At 71.7% G+C, this 18155-nt stretch carries 19 protein-coding genes; 4 read left to right on the top strand and 15 right to left on the bottom strand.

Annotated features, from left to right (window positions below):
- Together GWK15_RS05765 and fsa are read right to left on the bottom strand one after the other, a co-directional pair.
- On the bottom strand, positions 1–687 hold the full coding sequence (locus GWK15_RS05765) for a DUF484 family protein (RefSeq protein WP_168039933.1): 687 nt from the start codon (positions 685–687) through the stop codon (positions 1–3).
- Entirely contained in the window at positions 684–1340 is a 657-nt protein-coding gene (gene fsa, locus GWK15_RS05760; protein WP_168039931.1) for a fructose-6-phosphate aldolase, read from the bottom strand. Before fsa ends, GWK15_RS05765 begins: the two co-directional genes overlap by 4 nt.
- A gap of 73 nt (positions 1341–1413) precedes the next feature.
- On the opposite strand from fsa, the gene GWK15_RS05755 reads away from it, so the two are divergent.
- The gene (locus tag GWK15_RS05755) at positions 1414–3636 is read left to right on the top strand and encodes a primosomal protein N' (protein WP_168039929.1); all 2223 of its coding nucleotides are present in this window, start codon (positions 1414–1416) and stop codon (positions 3634–3636) included.
- Here the strand turns inward: GWK15_RS05755 and GWK15_RS05750 are convergent.
- From GWK15_RS05750 to GWK15_RS25795, 12 genes are all read right to left on the bottom strand, one after another.
- Positions 3633–3785: a hypothetical protein gene (locus GWK15_RS05750; RefSeq protein ID WP_168039927.1), complete on the bottom strand. Its 153-nt coding sequence runs from the start codon at positions 3783–3785 to the stop codon at positions 3633–3635. The two genes, GWK15_RS05755 and GWK15_RS05750, sit on opposite strands and share 4 nt — an antisense overlap.
- A 261-nt stretch (positions 3786–4046) precedes the next feature.
- A complete protein-coding gene (locus tag GWK15_RS05745; RefSeq protein WP_168039925.1) occupies positions 4047–5024 on the bottom strand; it encodes a Bug family tripartite tricarboxylate transporter substrate binding protein in 978 nt (325 codons plus the stop codon).
- A gap of 34 nt (positions 5025–5058) precedes the next feature.
- Positions 5059–6384 carry a M20/M25/M40 family metallo-hydrolase gene (locus tag GWK15_RS05740; protein WP_168039923.1) on the bottom strand — a complete coding sequence of 442 codons (1326 nt, stop codon included), beginning with the start codon at positions 6382–6384 and terminating at the stop codon, positions 5059–5061.
- 70 nt (positions 6385–6454) lie between these two features.
- The gene (locus GWK15_RS05735) at positions 6455–8026 is read right to left on the bottom strand and encodes an ABC transporter substrate-binding protein (RefSeq protein ID WP_168039921.1); all 1572 of its coding nucleotides are present in this window, start codon (positions 8024–8026) and stop codon (positions 6455–6457) included.
- 129 nt (positions 8027–8155) lie between these two features.
- Positions 8156–8938, bottom strand: a complete 783-nt coding sequence (locus tag GWK15_RS05730) for a succinate dehydrogenase iron-sulfur subunit (RefSeq protein ID WP_168039919.1) — start codon at positions 8936–8938, stop codon at positions 8156–8158.
- 12 nt (positions 8939–8950) lie between these two features.
- Entirely contained in the window at positions 8951–10762 is a 1812-nt protein-coding gene (gene sdhA, locus GWK15_RS05725; RefSeq protein WP_168040285.1) for a succinate dehydrogenase flavoprotein subunit, read from the bottom strand.
- 104 nt (positions 10763–10866) lie between these two features.
- Positions 10867–11259, bottom strand: a complete 393-nt coding sequence (gene sdhD / locus GWK15_RS05720) for a succinate dehydrogenase, hydrophobic membrane anchor protein (protein ID WP_168039917.1) — start codon at positions 11257–11259, stop codon at positions 10867–10869.
- A gap of 5 nt (positions 11260–11264) precedes the next feature.
- Positions 11265–11711: a succinate dehydrogenase, cytochrome b556 subunit gene (sdhC, locus tag GWK15_RS05715; protein WP_168039915.1), complete on the bottom strand. Its 447-nt coding sequence runs from the start codon at positions 11709–11711 to the stop codon at positions 11265–11267.
- Between the two features lie 145 nt (positions 11712–11856).
- The gene (locus tag GWK15_RS05710; protein WP_168039913.1) at positions 11857–12312 is read right to left on the bottom strand and encodes a hypothetical protein; all 456 of its coding nucleotides are present in this window, start codon (positions 12310–12312) and stop codon (positions 11857–11859) included.
- A complete protein-coding gene (locus GWK15_RS05705) occupies positions 12312–12716 on the bottom strand; it encodes a DUF350 domain-containing protein (protein ID WP_168039910.1) in 405 nt (134 codons plus the stop codon). Before GWK15_RS05705 ends, GWK15_RS05710 begins: the two co-directional genes overlap by 1 nt.
- Before the next feature lie 16 nt (positions 12717–12732).
- The gene (locus GWK15_RS05700) at positions 12733–13851 is read right to left on the bottom strand and encodes a glutathionylspermidine synthase family protein (protein WP_211844031.1); all 1119 of its coding nucleotides are present in this window, start codon (positions 13849–13851) and stop codon (positions 12733–12735) included.
- 4 nt (positions 13852–13855) lie between these two features.
- A complete protein-coding gene (locus GWK15_RS25795; RefSeq protein WP_211844032.1) occupies positions 13856–14197 on the bottom strand; it encodes a hypothetical protein in 342 nt (113 codons plus the stop codon).
- A gap of 88 nt (positions 14198–14285) precedes the next feature.
- On the opposite strand from GWK15_RS25795, the gene GWK15_RS05695 reads away from it, so the two are divergent.
- Genes GWK15_RS05695 through GWK15_RS05685 form a run of 3 tightly spaced genes read left to right on the top strand, consistent with a single transcriptional unit; the run spans position 14286 to position 17051 of the window.
- The gene (locus tag GWK15_RS05695; protein WP_168039906.1) at positions 14286–15509 is read left to right on the top strand and encodes an MFS transporter; all 1224 of its coding nucleotides are present in this window, start codon (positions 14286–14288) and stop codon (positions 15507–15509) included.
- 28 nt (positions 15510–15537) lie between these two features.
- Complete coding sequence (locus GWK15_RS05690; protein ID WP_338147197.1) at positions 15538–16182, top strand: trimeric intracellular cation channel family protein; 645 nt, start codon at positions 15538–15540, stop codon at positions 16180–16182.
- Positions 16179–17051 (top strand): DMT family transporter, encoded by an 873-nt coding sequence (locus tag GWK15_RS05685; RefSeq protein WP_168039902.1) that lies wholly within the window; start codon positions 16179–16181, stop codon positions 17049–17051. The genes GWK15_RS05690 and GWK15_RS05685 overlap by 4 nt, the downstream gene beginning before the upstream one ends.
- Here GWK15_RS05685 and GWK15_RS05680 read toward each other — a convergent pair.
- A complete protein-coding gene (locus GWK15_RS05680) occupies positions 17029–18060 on the bottom strand; it encodes an aspartate-semialdehyde dehydrogenase (RefSeq protein ID WP_168039900.1) in 1032 nt (343 codons plus the stop codon). The genes GWK15_RS05685 and GWK15_RS05680 overlap by 23 nt on opposite strands.
- Positions 18061–18155 lie beyond the last annotated feature (95 nt).

The following is an 18155-nucleotide window of genomic DNA, read 5'->3' as shown; positions in this document are numbered from 1 at the left end:
TCACCGCGACAGCGCCGCGGCGACGGCGCGACCCAAGAAGGCGAGCACCGCGACGGTCTGGCGCATCGGCAGCGCGGCGGTGTCGCGCGCGCCGATCGCGATCAGCGCCGGGTTGGGGCCGGCGAGCGGCACGCGGGCCAGCGCGTCACGCAGGACGAGCGGCGCGGCCTCCCCATGGAGCAGGCTCAGGTCGCCCGGCGTCTGGCGCACCACGGCGTCGCGGCCGCGGCCGATCAGCCGGCCGACCGTGCCGGGCGGGAGGGACCGCACGCCGAGCGGGAGGAAGGCGAAGACCGGCGCGGGCGCGGCCTCGACGGCGAGGGTGCAGGTCTCGACGCCGAGCAGCGCGGGCAGTTCCTGCGTCACCGCCTCATGCACGTCCTGCGCGCGCATCAGCGCAAGGACCGCGAGGCGGACGCGGACGGTGAAGCCGGCGCCGGCGCGCCCGGCCTCGAGCGCGGCGCGGACCTCGGCCTCGAGGGCGCGGGTGCGGGTGCGCTCGGCGTCCAGCATGGCGGCCATGTGGTCGGCGAAGCGTTCGCCGTGCAGCCGCCGGGGCGGCTGCAGGCTGCGGTAGATCTCGGGGCGCTCGGCGAGGAAGCCGGGATTGGCCTCGAGGAACGCGGCCACCTCCTCCGCCGTCGGGCCCGGCGGGATCTCTTCGGCGGGGAGGGGGCGCGTGGTCACAGGATGGTTTGTCCCGTCTTCTTCCAGTCGGCCAGGAAGGCCTCCAGGCCGCGGTCGGTCAGCGGGTGCTTCAGCAGCATCCGGATGACGTTCGGCGGAAGGGTTGCGACATGGGCGCCGAGCTTGGCGGACTCGACGAGGTGGATCGGATGGCGGACCGAGGCGACCAGCACCTCGGTCTTCAGGTTCGGGTAGTTGCGGTAGATCTGCACGATGTCCGCGATCAGCCGCATGCCGTCGGTGGCGATGTCATCGAGCCGCCCGACGAAGGGGGATATGAAGGTGGCGCCCGCCTTGGCGGCGAGCAGCGCCTGCGCCGCGCTGAAGCAGAGCGTGACGTTCACCATGGCACCTTCGCCGGCGAGCGTGCGGCAGGTGACGAGGCCCGCTTCCGTCAGCGGCACCTTCACCGCGACGTTGGGCGCGATGGCCCGCAGCACCCGGCCCTCGGCGATCATGCCGGCGGCGTCGGTGGCGGTCACTTCCGCGCTGACGGGCCCTGGCGTGATGGCGCAGATCTCCGCAATGACCTCCTTGAAGTCGCGGCCGGATTTCGCGACCAGGGAGGGGTTGGTGGTGACGCCGTCCACGAGGCCGGCTTCGGCAAGGGAGCGTATCTCCGCCACGTCGGCGGTATCGACGAAGAACTTCATGGTGAGGGACCTTGTGATTCCAGGTTGGCGTCGGGAGCCAAAGCCGGCCGTGCCAAGAGTCACATCTTAGGCGATGGCGGGCGGGAAAAGAACGCGCGGCGGTGTGACAACGGGCCCTGTGGCCGCCGCGCCACGCGTGCGCGTGCTGCTGCCGTTGCCCTTGGGGAACGCCTACGACTACCGCGTGCCGGAGGGCCTCGCCCTGACGCCCGGCGCCTTTGTCGTGGTGCCGCTGGGCGGGCGCGAAACGATCGGCGTGGTGTGGGACGGGGAGCCCGACCCGGGCCTGTCGGAAAACCGGCTGCGCAACGTGCAGGCGGTGCTGGATGCGCCGCCCATGACGGCGGTGCTGCGCCGCTTCGTCGACTGGGTCGCGGCCTATACGCTGAGCCCGCCGGGCGCGGTGCTCCGGATGGCGATGAGCGCTCCCTCGGCGCTCGAGCCCCCCGCGCCGCAGGCCGGCTGGCGCAGGGCGGCCGCGCCGCCGGCGGGCGCGCGCACCACGCCGATGCGCCGGCGCGTGCTGGAGGTGCTGGCGGATGGCGCGGCGCGGGCGGGCGGCGAACTCGCCGAGGCTGCTGGCGTCGCGCCGGCCGTGCTGCGCGGCATGGCCGATGCCGGGCTGATCGAACCCGCCCTGATGCCGCGCCGGCGCCTTTTCGCCGCCCCCGACCCGGACCATCCCGGCCCTGCGCTGGGGCCCGAGCAGCGCGAGGCCGCAGACGCCCTGCGTGCCGCCGTCGCGCGCCACGGCTTCTCGACCACGCTGCTGACCGGCGTGACGGGCTCGGGCAAGACCGAGGTCTATTTCGAGGCCATCGCGGAATGCCTGCGCCGGGGCCGTCAGGCGCTGGTACTGCTGCCGGAGATCGCGCTGTCCGCGCAATGGCTCGACCGCTTCCGGGCCCGCTTCGGCGTCGCCCCGGCGCTGTGGCATTCGGAACTGACGTCACGGACCCGGCGGGAGACCTGGCGGGCGGTGGCCGAGGGCGCGGCACCGGTGCTCGTCGGCGCGAGGTCCGCCCTGTTCCTGCCCTATCCGGATCTCGGCCTGATCGTGGTGGACGAGGAGCACGAGACGGCGTTCAAGCAGGAGGAAGGCGTCGTCTACCACGCGCGGGACATGGCCGTGGTCCGCGCGCGGCTGTCCGAGGCTGCCTGCGTGCTGGCGAGCGCGACGCCGTCGCTCGAAAGCGCCACCAACGCGCAGACCGGGCGCTACGCCACCGTGCACCTGCCCGCGCGCCACGGCGGGGCGGAGATGCCGGCGGTCGAGGCGGTCGACCTGCGTCGCACGCCGCCCGAGCGCGGGCGCTTCCTCTCCCCGGCGCTGGTCGCCGCGGTGGGCGAGACGCTGGACCGCGGCGAGCAGGCGATGCTGTTCCTGAACCGGCGCGGCTATGCGCCGATGACGCTGTGCCGCACCTGCGGGCACCGGCTGCGCTGCCCCAACTGCACCGCCTGGCTGGTCGAGCATCGCGCCCAGCGCCGCCTGCAATGCCACCATTGCGGCCATGTCGAGCCGATTCCGGAAGCCTGCCCCGAATGCGGCAGCGCCCATTCCACCGTGCCGATCGGGCCGGGGGTGGAGCGCGTGCTCGAGGAAGCGCGGGCACTGTGGCCGGAGGCGCGGGTGCTGGTCATGGCCTCCGACACCATCCCCGGTCCTGCGGCGGCGGCCGCGGCGGCGAAGGCGATCCAACACCGCGAGGTCGACCTCATCATCGGCACGCAGATCGTCGCCAAGGGCTGGCATTTCCCGCACCTGACGCTGGTCGGCGTGGTGGATGCCGATCTTGGCCTGGCCGGCGGCGACCTGCGCGCGGCCGAGCGGACCGTGCAGCTGCTGCACCAGGTCGCCGGCCGGGCGGGGCGCGAGGAACGCCCGGGCCGCGTCCTGCTGCAGACCTTCGCCCCCGAGCATCCGGTGATGCAGGCGCTGGTGCATGGCGACCTCGAGGCCTTCATGGAGGCCGAGGCGGATGGTCGCCGGCCGGGCCATTGGCCGCCCTTCGGGCGCCTCGCGGCGTTGATCGTCAGTTCCGAGGACGAGCGCGCCGCCGACCGCACGGCGCGGGACCTCGGCCTGGCCGCGCCGGGCGGGGAGGGGGTGGAGGTGCTGGGGCCGGCGCCGGCGCCGCTCGCCATCCTGCGCGGACGGCATCGTCGGCGGCTGCTGCTGAAGACGCGGCGCGACATCGCGGTTCAGCCGCTGCTGGAGGACTGGCTCGACAAGGTCGAGGTGCCGGGGAATGTCCGGGTGCAGGTGGACGTGGACCCGGTGGGGTTCCTCTAGCGGCGCATCTCCTTTTCGATGCGGCGGAGGTCGTCCCGGGCCTGGTGCTGCATGTCGCTGACCATGACCATGCCGACGACGAAGGCCGCGATCTGGAAGGCGATCCAGATCCCAAGCAGCGCGGCGATGATCGTGAGCAGGGTCCGCATCGCGCCATGCAGGCTGGCACGCGCGCCCGTATCGCGGGTTGCGCGAGGTCAATCATGGCCGCGCGGCGGCCGATGCCATGGCGTGACGACCGGGCGGCGATGAACGCCGGGCCGTGGGAACCGCGGCATGATGGCGATCATCTTCCTGCGCTGCGGCGGCCGGCGGCGGCACACCTCGTCGCCGTCGTCATGCCATGCGGCCTCGGCCGATGCCACGCCAGGGGCGTCCGGCGGCGGTCCCGGGGCCGCCGGCGCCAAGGGTCACTGCGGCGTGACGCCGGAGACGTTCACCAGTTCGACCCAGATGTTCCGCTGCGCGCGCATCAGCGCGGCGAACTCGGCCGGGCTGGACGGGAAGGTCGCGTTGCCGTTCGCCGCGAGCCGCGCGACCATCTCCGGCGATCGCAGCCCGTCATTGATGATGCGGTTCATGCGCGTGACCATCTCCTCCGGCAGCCCACGCGGGCCCATGACGGCGGAGAAGCTCGGCAGGTCGTAGTCGGGCACGCCCTGTTCCTGCACGGTCGGGAATTCGGGCGCGAGCGGCCAACGCTGCGGGCTGGTGACCGCGATGGCGCGCACCTGGCCCGCGCGCACCGCGCCGATGATCCCCGAGAAGCTGTCGAAGACGAGCTGGATGTTGCCCGCGATCAGGTCCGCGAGCGCCGGCGCGGCACCGCGATAGGGCACATGCGTGAACTCGACGCCGGTGCGGAGCATGAACAGCACGCCGAGCATGTGGTTCGCGCCGCCCGCTCCGGCCGATCCGTAGTTCAGCGCCCCGGGGCGTGCGCGCGCATGGGCGATCAGCTCCTGGACGTTGGTGATGGGCAGGCGTGGGTTGACGCAGACGAGCGCGGTGCCCGTCGCGAAGGTCGCGATCGCCGTGAAGTCGTCCACGCCCTGGTAGCCGGCGTTGCGAAACAGCAGCGGCGCGCCGAGGTGCGAGGAGGGGCTCGCCATGACCAGCGTGTAGCCGTCGGGGGCGGACTGGGCGACATGGGCCGATCCCACCGTGCCGCCGGCGCCGGCGCGGTTGTCCACGACCACCGGCACGCCAAGCCCCGTCGAGAGGATCTCGGCCTGCAGGCGGCCGGCGATGTCACTCGCCCCGCCCGGCGGATAGGGCACGACCAGTCGGATCGGGCGGTTCGGCCAGGGCGCCTGCGCGAGGGCGGGGGCGGCGAGGGTCGCGCCGAAGGCCGGGCCCGCGGCGATGAGGGAACGGCGGCGGATCATGCGGGTGTCTCCGTGCGGCTGCGGCGTGCGGTCGTCATCCGGCGGCGATCGTGGCGCCCGGCCGGTCCTCGGCACCGCACCATTCGGCGATCAGCGCCGCCGTCACCGCCACGGCGCGCAGGTGGTCGGCGACATCCACCCATTCGTCGGTCCGCCCGTTCTGCGTCAGGTCGCCGCCGAGCGGGCCGAGGCCGACGCAGGGAATCCCTTGCTGCACGGCCGGGTTGCGGATGTCGCTGCCGGTGTGCAGCGGATTCATGAAGGGCTCCACGCTGGTCTGGCCGAGGATCGCGGTCGCGGTCGCGGACCACAGCGGATGCGCGAGCGGCACCTCCGCCCCCGTCACCCCGGCGACGAAGTCGATCCGCGGCGGATGGTCGCGCAGCCATGGATCGGCTGCGGCGGCCTCGGCGACCGCGGCCTCGATCTCCGCGCGGACGGCCGAGAGCGTCTCCCCCGGCGGGAAGGCGAGCGCGCCGGAGATCACGCAGTCCGTCGGCACCCGCGTCCCCCGCTGCGTCCCGCCGGCGATGCCGCCGACGAGCAGGTTGGTGGAGCGCCCGATCGCGGCCTCGAGCGCGGGATGGTGCACGTGCGCGCCGCGATGGGCATCGAGCGCGCGCAGCGCCGCGATGACCGCGAAGGCCTTCTCGATCGCGTTCACCCCGCGATGGGCGAAGGCGCCGTGGCCGGGCTCGGTGGTGTCGGGCGCGCGGCCGGGGACCGTGATGCGGAACTCGATCTGGCCGCAGGCGAAGGCCTTCACCTCCCGCATGCCCGCGCCCGATTCGGCCGGGTGCAGGTAGACCGCTGCATCGGCGCGGTAGCCGTGGTGCATCACCGCATGAACGCCGCGCGCATGGCGCTTGGACGGCGTGCTGGCGACGATGACGTCCCCGCGCGGCGCGACGCCCGCCGCGCGAAGCACGTCCAGCGCCGAGACCATCGCCGCCACACCTGCCAGGTCGTCCGACACGCCCCATCCGTGCAGGCGCCCGTCGCGTACTACGCCGGCGAAGGGGTCGACCGACCAGCCAGGCGCGGCCGGCAGCGGCTCGCTGTCCGGATGGGCAAAGAGGATGAGGCTGCGTCCGCCACCGGTGCCCGACAGCAGGCCGAGCACGCTCTCGCGCTCGCCCGGCGGCGGCTCGGCGGCGAATTCCTCGCGCATCGGCACCTCGGCGGGCCGGTAGCGCAGGCTGCGCACCTCGGCACCCGCCCCGGCCAGGCCACGGGCGACCTCGGCCTGCACCGCGGCCTCGCCGGTGCGCTGCGCGGCGATCATGCCCCGCAGCAATGCGAGGGCCGCGTCGCCCCGGTCGGTGGCGGCGGCGCGGAGCCGCGCGGTGAGGTCGGCCATGTCGTCAGGATCCCGGCAATGCGAACGCAGCGTCGCGCCGCATGCGGGGAGCCGTCAACGTTCCGGGACGTTATTGAGCCCGGCGAACCCCCATCGCGATCGTCCGTTCGTCCATGCGCGGGTCGTGCGTGAGGCCGCGGCGCAGCGCCCAGGTGTTCACGTACTGGACGAGCTGGATCAGCGGCTCCTCCTCGGCATAGAGCGCGACGGCCTCGTGCCAGATCGCCTCGCGCCGCTCGTCGTCGAGCGTGGCCGAACCGCGCGCGGCGAGCTCGTCGAAGACTGGGCTCGAGAAGCGGGCGTTGTTGTTCGCCCCGGTCAGGCGCTGGCGGTTGTTGGTCGCGACGGTGTTCACCAGGAAGTTCGAGCCTTCCCCCGTGCTGCTGCCCCAGGCGCCGATCTGCATCGCGTATTCGATGCGCGCGCGGCGCGGCACGAAGGCGGTCCAGGGCGCGGCATCGACCTGGGTGCGCACGCCGATGCGCGTCCACATCTGCGCCACCGCCTGCGCGAGGCGCGAATCGTTCGGCCAGCGGTCGTTCGGCGTGTTGAGCGTGATGCGGAAGCCGTCGGGATAGCCGGCCTCGGCCAGCAGGCGCTTCGCGCCCTCGGGGTCGTAGGCGCGGGGGCGGACGTTGCGATTGTAGCCGAAGGCGCCTTCGGGCAGCCATTGCGCGGTGGCGGTCGCCGCCCCTTCCATCACGCGTTCGACCAGCGCGTCGCGGTTGATCGCCATGGACAGGGCGCGGCGCACGCGGACGTCCTTGAAGGGGTTCACCGGCAGCGGGTTGCCGGCATTGTCGGTGACGAGCGGCGTGCCGCCGTCGCGCGAATAGTCGGGCGCCATGTAGACGGTGCGCAGCGAGGCGATCTCGGTGACCGTGAGGCGCGGGTCGCGCCGCAGCCGCGCGAGGTCGGAGGTCGGCACCTGCTCGATGATGTCGAGGTCGCCGGCGAGCAGGGCGGCGGTGCGCGCGCCGTCATTCGCGACGATGCGGTAGTTCACCCGCGCCCAGGGCTCGGCGCCGCGGAAATAGGCGTCGTTGCGCGCCATCTCGATCCGGTCGCCGGAGCGGTAGGAGACCAGGCGATAGGGGCCGGTGCCGACCGCCGCGCGGCCGGTGTTGAAGTCCTCGGTGCCAAGGCCCTCGGCCGCGTGGCGGGCGATGATGGAGACCGAGGCGAGGTCGAGGGGCATCAGCGGATGCGGCGCGGCCGTGTGCAGGCGGATGGTGTGGGGATCCACCACCTCCACCCGTTCGATGGCGCGCAGGAAGCCCTGGAAGCCGCCCGGGCTGTTGGGCACGTTCGGCACGCGGGAGAAGGTGAAGACCACGTCGTCGGCCGTGAAGGGCCGGCCGTCGTGCCAGGTCACGCCCTGGCGCAGCTTGAATTCCCACACCGTGTCCGAGATGACGCGCCAGGATTCCGCCAGCGAGGGATGCGGCCGCGCGCGCCCGTCGCGTTCGACCAGACGGTCGAAGATGTGCATGGTCAGCGCGTTGTTCGGCCCGACATTGTGGAAATGCGGGTCGATCGTCGTCACCGGCGCGGCCGACCCGACGGTGAGCGTCTGCGCGCCCACCGCGGGCGCGGTGAGGGCGATGGCGCCGGCGAGCGCGGCGCGGGCGATCATGGACATCGGACTTGTCTCCCGGGGTTCTTGCCGGAAAGGCTAGACCCGGGGCGGGAGGATGCGCCACCCCCGGAACGGAAAACGCCGCGGCCCCATCGGGGACCGCGGCGTTTCGGGTGGCGCCGGAAGGGCCGGTCAGCCCTGGCGTTCGACCATCAGCTTCTTGATCTCGCCGATCGCCTGCGCCGGGTTCAGCCCCTTCGGGCAGGTCCGGGTGCAGTTCATGATGGTGTGGCAGCGATAGAGCTTGAACGGATCCTCGAGCGCGTCGAGACGCTCGCCGGTCGCTTCGTCGCGGCTGTCCGAGATCCAGCGATAGGCCTGCAGCAGCACCGCCGGGCCGAGATAGCGGTCGCCGTTCCACCAATAGGACGGGCAGGCCGTCGAGCAGCAGAAGCAGAGGATGCATTCCCAGAGGCCGTCGAGCTTCGCCCGTTCCTCCTTGGACTGCAGGCGCTCGCCATCGGGCGGCGGGGGGGTGTCGGCCTTCAGCCAGGGCTCGACCGAGCGCAGCTGCGCGTAGATCTGCGACAGGTCCGGCACCAGGTCCTTCACCACCGGCATGTGCGGCAGCGGGGAGATGCGGACGTCGCCCTTCACCTCATCGATCGGCTTGAGGCAGGCGAGCGTGTTCAGCCCGTCGATGTTCATCGCGCAGGAGCCGCAGATGCCCTCGCGGCACGACCGGCGGAAGGTGAGGGTGGTGTCGACCTCGTTCTTGATCTTGATCAGCGCGTCCAGGACCATCGGGCCGCACTGGTCGAGATCGATCTCGTAGGTGTCGGTGCGCGGGTTGGCGCCGCCATCCGGATCCCAGCGGTAGATCCTGAACGACTTGACGTTCTTCGAACCGGCAGGCGCCGAATAGGTACGGCCCTCGCCGACGGTGGAGTTCTTCGGAAGAGTGAACGTCGCCATCGATCGGGATCCTCAGTACACGCGCGGCTTCGGCGGAAAGACCTGCACTTCGTTCGTCAGCGTGCGCATCTTCACGTCGCGGTAGTCGAGGCTGACGGCGTACTTGTCGTTCACGCGCGCCAGGGTGTGCTTCATCCAGTTCTGGTCGTCGCGCTCGGGGAAGTCCTCCTGCGCGTGGGCGCCGCGGGATTCCTTGCGCGCATCGGCGCCGTAGACCGTGGTCAGCGCGTTGCCGATCAGGTTGTCCAGTTCCAGCGCTTCCATCAGGTCGCTGTTCCACACCAGGGAACGGTCGGCGATCTTGATGTCGCTGTAGCCGGCGGCGACCTTGTCCATCTTCTCCACGCCCTCCTTCAGCAGTTCGGAGGTGCGGAACACCGCGGCGTGGGTCTGCATGGTGCGCTGCATGTTGAGGCGCAGCTCGGACACCGAGGTCGAGCCCTTCGCGTTGCGCACGCGGTCGAAGCGATCGAGCGACGCCTCGCCGGCCTTGGGCGGCAGCGGGGCCTGGGTCGCGCCGGGGCGGATCGTCTCGGCGGCGCGGTGGGCGGCGGCACGGCCGAACACCACGAGGTCGAGCAGCGAATTGGTGCCGAGGCGGTTCGCGCCATGCACCGAGACGCAGGCCGCTTCACCCACCGCCATCAGGCCGGGCACCACCTTGTCCTGGTCCTTGCCGGTGGCGGCGAGGACCTCGCAGTGGATGTTCGTCGGGATGCCGCCCATGTTGTAGTGGACGGTGGGCAGCATCGGGATCGGCTCCTTCGTCACGTCCACGCCGGCGAAGATCTTCGCCGTCTCGGAGATGCCGGGCAGCCGCTCATGCAGGATGTCGGCGCCGAGATGCTCGAGGTGCAGGTGGATGTGGTCCTTGAGCGGACCGACGCCGCGCCCTTCGCGGATCTCCATCGACATGGCGCGCGAGACGACGTCGCGGGACGCCAGGTCCTTCGCGGTCGGCGCGTAGCGCTCCATGAAGCGCTCGCCCTCGGAATTCGTCAGGTAGCCGCCCTCGCCGCGGGCGCCTTCCGTCACCAGGCAGCCCGAGCCGTAGATGCCGGTCGGGTGGAACTGCACGAACTCGTTGTCCTGCAGCGGCAGGCCGGCGCGCAGCACCATGCCGCCGCCATCGCCCGTGCAGGTATGCGCGGAGGTGCAGGAGAAGTAGGCGCGGCCATAGCCGCCGGTCGCGAGCACCGTGGTCTGCGCGCGGAAGCGGTGGATCGACCCGTCCTCGAGGCACCAGGCGATCACGCCGCGGCAGGCACCTTCCTCATCCATGATGAGGTCGAGCGCGAAGTACTCCACGAAGAACTCGCAGTTGTGCTTCAGCGACTGCTGGTAGAGCGTGTGCAGGATCGCGTGGCCCGTGCGGTCGGCCGCGGCGCAGGCCCGCATCGCGGGCTCCTTGCCGTAGTGCTTCATGTGGCCGCCGAAGGGGCGCTGGTAGATCTTGCCGTCCTCGGTGCGGGAGAACGGCACGCCGTAGTGCTCGAGCTCGATGATCGCGGGGATCGCTTCGCGGCACATGTACTCGATGGCGTCCTGGTCGCCGAGCCAGTCCGACCCCTTCACGGTGTCGTACATGTGCCAGCGCCAGTCGTCCTCGCCCATGTTGCCGAGCGCGGCACCGACGCCGCCCTGCGCGGCGACGGTGTGGGAGCGCGTGGGGAAGACCTTGGTGATGCAGGCGGTCTTGAGGCCGGCGGCACCCATGCCGAAGGTGGCGCGCAGGCCGGCGCCGCCGGCGCCGACCACCACCACGTCATAGGTGTGGTCGACGATGCGGTAGGCGCCGTTGGAAGGCTTGCTGATCGCGTTCATCGCTTCCGTCTCGTTCTTCACCGCGGCGGGGAGAGGATCCCCCGTCCCGCGGTCGTCATCCATGCACCCAAGCTTGTCATCCCTGGCGAATTCGCCAGGGGTCGTCAGATCGCGATGCGCAGCACCGCGAGCGTGGCCGACAGCCACAGCAGGAAGCAGGCACCCTTCAGCGCCAGCAGCGCGCCGACCTTGGCGAGCTCGCCACGCACATAGTCCTCGACCACTTCCTGCAGGCCGTAGGCCATGTGGTGGAAGGCGGCGGCGAGGAAGGCGAGCAGCAGCACCGCGTTGAAGGGCCGGCCGATCCAGGCGGTCGCTTCCTGCCAGGTCGAGTCCGGCATGCGGGCCAGGGAGAAGACCAGCCAGATGGTCAGCGGCAGCAGCGCGACCGAGGTGACGCGTTGCAGCCACCAGTGATGCGTGCCGCCCTTGGCGGCGCCCAGGCCGCGAACGCGGCCGAGCGGGGAGCGGAGGGAGCGTATCGTCGGCGCGGCCATCGGCGTCAGATCCAGGTGATCAGCATGATGAGCCAGGTCAGCGCCGTCAGCGCCGCGGTGCCGATCAGCACCGCCCGGCCCGTGAGGTAGGTCGTCGGCAGGTCGAAGCCGCGCCCGCTGTCCCAGTAGAGGTGCCGGACGCCGGCGAGCGTGTGGTACCAGGCGACCGCGGTCAGCCCCATCAGCCCGATCACGCCGAAGAAGGACCCGAAGAACCACTGCGCCCCGTTGAAGGACGCCTCTCCGGCCGCGGCGGCGACGAGCCACCACACCAGGAAGATCATCCCGATCGACCAGAGGGTGCCGGTGATGCGGTGGGTGATGGAGAGCGCGCTCGTCATCTGCATCATGTCGTAGGCCTGCAGATGCGGCGAGAGCGGGCGGCGGACGAGGGTGCCGTCCGAGCGACGGCCGACCATGACGGCCTCGCGCGCGTCGGTGATCTTGGACATGGGTCCGAAACTCCAGGCGGCCGGTTGCCCCGATCCCCGAGCCGGGGGCCTGCCTTGCGTGCGTCTTGTATGGTGCGGCGCCGCACAGCGTCAAATCCGCGCGACGGCCCCGGGCGTGAGGCCCATGGCCCGGCGCCTCGCGACGCTAGTCGATACGCAGGCGGAAATCCCGTTCGCCGCGCCGGCCCTGGTCGTCGGCGACCGAGAGGATGATGCGGTGCTGCCCGGCGGGCAGAGCGACCTCCTCGGCCACCAGCCCGGCGGCGTCGATCCGCGCATGGGCGCGCAGCCGGTCGGTGACGTCGACTCGGAAGGCGCCGTAGAGCGCGCGGAAGCTCGTCGGATCGACCATGGCGCCGGGGGCGGGGGCGAAGCGCAGGCGGATGGTCAGCGGCGGGCGCAGCGGGGCGGTCTCGGACGGCGTCACCACCTCGATCCGCGGCCCCGGTCCGGCGGCGAGGCTGCGCGCGACCGGCGGCAGGCCGGCGCGGGCGGAGGCGGCCGCTTCGTCCGCCGTCACGAGCTCCCAGGCGGCGGCCTGGGCGCGCGCCGGGATCAGCAGCAGCAGGGCGGGAAGTGCCAGGGCCGCCCGCCGGCGCATCAGGAACTCATCGCTGCCGCGTTGACGATGCCGACGGCGATGGCGACGCCGCCCTTCACGATGGCGCCGGCCGCCTCGTTGCGCTGTTCCATCGCCTCCCGCCAGCCGGGGCCGAGCATCCGCGTCACCACGAAGAAGCAGCCGAGCTGCGCGATCAGCGCGATCAGCCCCCACACCGCCGCATCGACCAGGTTCGCCGAGTTCGACACCGAGGCGCCGACCGGGATGGCGAGGCCGATCAGCGCGCCGGTGAAGGCGATGGCGGCCGCGGTGTTGCCCTGGCGGATCAGCGCCACCTCGTCCTGCGGCGTGATGCGGCAATAGATCCAGCCACCGACCCAGACGAGCGCGATGCCCGCGATGAAATGGGTCAGGAAGCCGGGCAGGGTGGCGAGGCTCGTCATGGTCTTCCCCCCAGGATCAGTCGAACAGGTGCGGCACGAAGCGGCTGGTGTCGCGCGTCACCGGCGTCGCATCCTCCCGGATGCCGAGCCCGCGCGGTTCGCCGGCGATGATCCAGGAGCCCAGCACCGGGTAGCGGCCACCGAAGACGGGCAACTCGGCATATTCCTGCCAGACCCGCGGCTGGTCGGCGTAGGGGCCGTCGGTCTCGATGCCGGGGGCGGAGATGTTCGACCCCTCCCGGCCCCAGAGCGGCTTGACGATCTCGGGCTTGCCGGTCCTGCCGGGCTCGAGGAAGGCCGCGAGCAGGTTCGGATGGTCCGGGTAGAGGTGCCAGAGCAGGGAGAGGAAGGCCTTGCTCGCCGGGATCAGGCGCCAGGCGGGCTCGATCCAGCGGGTGCGGGCGTGGGGGATGTCGGCGCCGAAGGCCTCCCGCAGCAGCCAGTCCCAGGGGTAGAGCTTGAACATCGCCTCGATCGGGCGTTCCTCGAGGTCGGTGAAGTCCACGCCGTTCCAGCCGATCTCCTCCATCGCGAGGAAGGGCGCGTCGAAGCCCGCTTGCATGGCGGTGTCGCGGAGGTAATCGACGGTGCCGCGGTCCTCGACGCTCTCGGCGTGGCAGCAGAAATGGACGGTCGGCGGTAGGCCGAGCCGCGGCCAGGCCTCGATCAGCGCCTCGTGCAGGCCATTGAACTGGTCGTGGTTGTCCGGGCCATGGCCGTCATCGAGGCATTGCAGCCATTCCCACTGCACCACGGCTGCCTCGAACAGCGCGGTGGGCGTGTCGGCGTTGTATTCCAACAGCTTCGGCGCTCCGGTGCCGTCCCAGCGCAGGTCGATCCGGCCATAGAGGGAGGGCTCGCCCCGTTCCCAGGATCGCTTGGCGATCGGCCAGGCGCCGGGCGGGATGCCGAGGGGCTCGTTGAGGTCGTTCGCCACGGCATAGGCGACCGCCTCGCGGCTGATGCGCTCGATCTCGCCCGTCGCGGCCTCGAGGACGTCCACCTCATCCTCGGTGAAGCGGTAATAGGCGCTCTCGTCCCAATAGGCCTCGCCCTCGATGTCGGCGAAGGCGAAGCCCATCCGGCGGGCGCGGTCGCGCCGGTCGGGGCGGGGGTCGAGGCGCCGGCGCTCCACCCCCTCAGGACCCCGAGGAGGAGAAGCCCCGCGCGGTGGAGCCGAACCCCCCGCGGGAGGAGGTGACCGCGGCGGTGCGGAAGCCGCCCGACCCGACCAGGGCCGAGCCTCCGGAGGTGTTGGTCCCGCTGCCGCTGCGCCCGAAGAACCAGGCGCCGCTGCCGCCATGGTAGCCGCGGCCCGAACTCGCCCCGGCGCAGATCTGATCGGCGTCCGCGCGGCCGGCGCCGCGGGCTTCCTGGCAGGCGCGCTGGCGGTCCCGCGCGGCGGGGTTGCTCATGAGCATCGTGGCGCCGCCCAGCACCACGCCGCCGCCCAGCAGAACGAGGGTGATGGTCCGGGCCATTCTCATGGCCGGAATGTTAGGCATGGCGGAGATTGACGGGAAAGCGTCCCGCGCCCAGCGTTGTGACGGATTTCACAGGGCGGACCCGATGAGCGCCGATCCCACCCCCGGCATGGGCCGCGACGCCCGCATCATCACGCTGATCGGCACCGGGCACTTCCTGTCGCACTTCTACATGCTGTGCCTGCCGCCGCTGTTCCTGTTCTGGCGGGCGGAATTCGACGTCTCCTTCGCGGAGCTGGGCCTGGCCGTCGCGCTGATGTCGGGGACCACGGCGCTGCTGCAGACGCCGGTCGGCTTCCTGGTGGACAAGCACGGGGCGCGGCCCTTCCTGGTGGGCGGGACGCTGCTGATGGCGCTCTCGGTCTCGGCCATGGCGGCCGCGCCAGGGATCTGGGCGATCTGGCTGCTGGCGATCCTCTCGGGCGTGGGCAATTCGGTGATCCATCCGGCGGACTATGCGATCCTCGCGGGGTCGATCGATAAGGCGCGGATGGGGCGCGCCTTCGCGCTGCACACCTTCACGGGCAACCTCGGCTTCGCGCTGGCGCCGCCTGTGATCGCGCTGCTCGCCGCGACCATGGGCTGGCGCTGGTCGCTGCTTCTCGTCGGGCTGCTTGGCGTGCCGGTGGTCGCGGCGATCGTGGTGCAGAGCCGCATCCTGCAAGACCAGGCCAAGCCGAAGAAGGCCGAGGACGGGCCGACGGGGCGCGAGATCCTGCTCTCCCGCCCCATCCTGCTGTTCTTCGGCTTCTTCCTCCTCTCCTCCATGGCGGGGTCGGGCATCCAGGCCTTCGTCATCACGGTGCTGGGCAAGCTGTGGGGGACGCCGGTCGCGGTCGCCTCGACCGTGCTGACCGGCTACATGATCGGCGCGACGGCAGGCACGCTGGTGGGCGGCTGGGTGGCCGATACGTCCAAGCGCAACCTGATCGGCTTCGTCGTGGTGCTGACGGGCTTCGCCATGGCGATGATCCTCGCGCTCGGCCTGATGCCGATGCCGGAATTCGTGCTGCCGGTGGTGGGGCTGTTGGGCGGGCTCGCCATGGGGGCGTCCCGCACGCCGCGCGACGTGATGCTGAAGGATGCCTCGCCCCCCGGGCAGATCGGCAAGGTGTTCGGCTTCGTCTCCTCCGGCCTGCCGCTGGGCGGGGCGATCACGCCGGTGCCGCTCGGCTTCCTGATCGACATGGGCTACCCGCAACTCGTGCTGCCGGTGGTGGCGGCGCTGCTGGGGCTGTCGCTGCTCTGCGCCGGGTCGGCCCAGGCGGATGCGCGCAGCCGCCGGGCGGCCGCGATGCCCGCCGAGTGATGCCGGACCTCCGGGGGCCGGGGCCCCGGTGACGGCCTTCGACGATCTTCTGCTGGCGCTCACCTGGGCGGCGGTCGCGGTGCTGGCGGTGGCCGGGGCGCTGAGCGCGTCGCGCAAGCAGCTCGATCCGGTGGGGTTCATGCTGGTCGCCTGCCTCTGCGCCTTCGGGGGTGGCACGGTGCGGGACGTGATCCTGAACCAGCCTGTCTTCTGGCTGAACGTGCCGGGGATGGTGGGGCTCGCGGCGGGGCTGGCGCTGCTGGTATTCTTCACGGCGCATCTGGTCGAACGGCGCTTCGTCGTATTGCTCTGGGCGGACGCGGTGGGCCTCGGGCTGTTCGCCGTGCTGGGGGCGGAGGTGGCGCAGCGCGCCGGGGCGACGCCATGGGTCGCGGTCCTGATGGGCACCATCACCGCGACGGCGGGCGGCATGCTGCGCGACATCATCTGCGCCGAGATGCCGCTGATCCTGCGGCGCGAGATCTACGCGACCGCCGCGGCGCTGGGCGCGGCCGTCTTCGTGGTGCTGCAGGGCGCGGGCGCCGGGCGCACCGTCGCGGTGTCCATCGGGATCCTGGTGGGTTTCGGGGCGCGGGCGGCGGCGATCCTGACCGGCTGGTCCCTGCCGACCTACCGGGCGCGGCCGGGCAGGGACTACCCGGACCAGCGATGAGCCAGCCCGTCTTTGCCGTGATGCTGACCCTCGGGGCGGGGCTGCTCTACACGCTCGGCTACGCCATCGCGAAGATCCTCGCGGCGACGCTCGATCCCGTGCAGATCACCTTCCTCCGCTCGGCGATCGTGCTGGCCGGCGCGGCGGTCTTCGCGCTGCGGCTGCGCGATCCCGCGGCGGCGGTGCGCCGGCTGGTGGCGCCGCCGCAGGCGAAGGACCAGCGCCTGGCCGCCGTGCTGCTGATCGTCTCGACCACGCTGGCGGTGGTCGGCTATTCGCTGGTGCCGGTCACCGAGGCCTCGGCGCTGGGCTTCACTGCGCCGATCATCCTCGTGCTGCTCGGCGCGCTGGTACTGCGGGAACATGTGACGCCGCGGCGATGGGTGGCGCTGGCGCTCGGCTTCGCGGGGATGCTCGCGGTGGTGCGGCCGGGCGGCGACCTGTTCACCTGGGCGGCGGCGGTGCCGGTGTCCGCCGCGCTGATGTACGCGCTGTACCAGGTGATGACGCGGCGCATCCGCGGCGTGGCCGACGAATGGGATGCGACGCTGCAGGGGGCGCTGGCCGGCGTGGTGATGCTGGCGCCTGCCATGCCCTTCCTGTGGCGCGTGCCGGATGCGGCGGCGCTCGCTCTCGTCGTGGTCTATGCGGCGGTGCAGACGGCGGCGCTGCTGTGCATCGCCGGCGCGGTGCGGCGGGCGGAGGTCTCGGGCCTCGCGCCCTGGCATTATTCGCGCATCGTCTTCGCGCTGATCCTGGATGCGATCCTGTTCGCGCGCGTGCCGGGCGCCTGGGCGCTGGTCGGCTGCGCGCTGATCGCGGCGGGCGGGCTGGTGCTGGCCTGGCCTAGGAAGCCTGCCGCCCGATGAGGCCCTTCCTGTGCAGCTCCTCCGCGATCTGCACCGCGTTCAGCGCCGCGCCCTTGCGCAGGTTGTCCGCCACGCACCAGAAGGCGAGGCCGTTCGGCACCGTCGGGTCCTTCCGCAGGCGCGAGACATAGACCGCATCCTCGCCCGCGATCTCGAGCGGCGTCGCATAGCCGCCGTCGTCGCGGGTATCGAGCAGCGTCACGCCGGCCGCCGTGCGCAGCGCCTCGCGCGCCTGGCGCTCGGTGATCGGCTTCTCGAACTCGACATGCACCGCCTCGGCATGGCCGATCATCACCGGCACGCGCACGCAGGTCGCGATCACCTGGATGTCGGGGTCCAGGATCTTCCGCGTCTCGACCGCCATCTTCCATTCCTCCTTCGTCGCGCCGTCGTCCATGAATCGGTCGATATGTGGGATGACGTTGAAGGCGATGGGCTTGGTGAACTGCTCCGGCGTCGCCGGGTCGTTGACGAAGACGCCGCGGGTCTGGGACCAGAGCTCGTCCATCGCCTCCTTCCCCGCGCCGGAGACGGACTGGTAGGTCGCCACCACCACGCGCTTCACCTTCGCGATCTCGTGCAGCGGCTTCAGCGCGACGACCATCTGGATGGTCGAGCAGTTGGGATTCGCGATGATCCCCTTCTTCGGCCTCTTCGCAATGGCCTGCGGGTTCACCTCCGGCACCACCAGCGGCACGCCCGGTTCCATCCGGAACTGGGAGGTGTTGTCGATGACCAGGCACCCCGCCGCCGCCGCGCGCGGCGCATGGACGGCCGACACCGCCGCTCCCGGCGAGAACAGCGCAAGGTCGGTGCCGTTGAAATCGTAGCGGTCGAGGTCGCGCACCTTCAGCACCGCATCCTCGCCGAAGGAGACCTCAGCCCCCGCCGAACGGCCCGAGGCGAGGGCCACCGCCTCCCGCACCGGGAAGCGACGCTCGGACAGCGTCTTCAGGATCTCCCGCCCGACCGCGCCGGTGGCCCCGACGACCGCGACCTTGTACGCCATGACACCACTCCAGCCTGTCGACGGGGGCTGTAGAGCAACTTGGCCTGCAAGGGAAAAGGCCGGAGGGGCCTTGCCCCTCCGGACCACCCCACCAA

It is taken from the genome of Neoroseomonas oryzicola (genome assembly GCF_012163135.1).
Classification (GTDB): Bacteria; Pseudomonadota; Alphaproteobacteria; order Acetobacterales; family Acetobacteraceae; genus Neoroseomonas; species Neoroseomonas oryzicola.
Note: the sequence above shows the minus strand (reverse complement) of the source record. Positions and strands in the feature narration are given on the sequence as shown.

What these genes read in the sequence shown, in the direction of transcription:
- GWK15_RS05680 (WP_168039900.1), bottom strand. Translation starts at nt 18,060, where the DNA reads ATGGCGTACAAGGTCGCGGTCGTCGGGGCCACCGGCGCGGTCGGGCGG.
- GWK15_RS05730 (WP_168039919.1), bottom strand. Translation starts at nt 8,938, where the DNA reads ATGGCGACGTTCACTCTTCCGAAGAACTCCACCGTCGGCGAGGGCCGT.
- GWK15_RS05740 (WP_168039923.1), bottom strand. Translation starts at nt 6,384, where the DNA reads ATGGCCGACCTCACCGCGCGGCTCCGCGCCGCCGCCACCGACCGGGGC.
- GWK15_RS05755 (WP_168039929.1), top strand. Translation starts at nt 1,414, where the DNA reads ATGGCGGGCGGGAAAAGAACGCGCGGCGGTGTGACAACGGGCCCTGTG.
- sdhC (WP_168039915.1), bottom strand. Translation starts at nt 11,711, where the DNA reads ATGTCCAAGATCACCGACGCGCGCGAGGCCGTCATGGTCGGCCGTCGC.
- GWK15_RS05685 (WP_168039902.1), top strand. Translation starts at nt 16,179, where the DNA reads ATGAGCCAGCCCGTCTTTGCCGTGATGCTGACCCTCGGGGCGGGGCTG.
- GWK15_RS05745 (WP_168039925.1), bottom strand. Translation starts at nt 5,024, where the DNA reads ATGATCCGCCGCCGTTCCCTCATCGCCGCGGGCCCGGCCTTCGGCGCG.
- GWK15_RS25795 (WP_211844032.1), bottom strand. Translation starts at nt 14,197, where the DNA reads ATGGCCCGGACCATCACCCTCGTTCTGCTGGGCGGCGGCGTGGTGCTG.
- GWK15_RS05710 (WP_168039913.1), bottom strand. Translation starts at nt 12,312, where the DNA reads ATGCGCCGGCGGGCGGCCCTGGCACTTCCCGCCCTGCTGCTGCTGATC.
- sdhD (WP_168039917.1), bottom strand. Translation starts at nt 11,259, where the DNA reads ATGGCCGCGCCGACGATACGCTCCCTCCGCTCCCCGCTCGGCCGCGTT.
- sdhA (WP_168040285.1), bottom strand. Translation starts at nt 10,762, where the DNA reads ATGAACGCGATCAGCAAGCCTTCCAACGGCGCCTACCGCATCGTCGAC.
- GWK15_RS05735 (WP_168039921.1), bottom strand. Translation starts at nt 8,026, where the DNA reads ATGTCCATGATCGCCCGCGCCGCGCTCGCCGGCGCCATCGCCCTCACC.
- GWK15_RS05705 (WP_168039910.1), bottom strand. Translation starts at nt 12,716, where the DNA reads ATGACGAGCCTCGCCACCCTGCCCGGCTTCCTGACCCATTTCATCGCG.
- fsa (WP_168039931.1), bottom strand. Translation starts at nt 1,340, where the DNA reads ATGAAGTTCTTCGTCGATACCGCCGACGTGGCGGAGATACGCTCCCTT.
- GWK15_RS05750 (WP_168039927.1), bottom strand. Translation starts at nt 3,785, where the DNA reads ATGCGGACCCTGCTCACGATCATCGCCGCGCTGCTTGGGATCTGGATC.
- GWK15_RS05695 (WP_168039906.1), top strand. Translation starts at nt 14,286, where the DNA reads ATGAGCGCCGATCCCACCCCCGGCATGGGCCGCGACGCCCGCATCATC.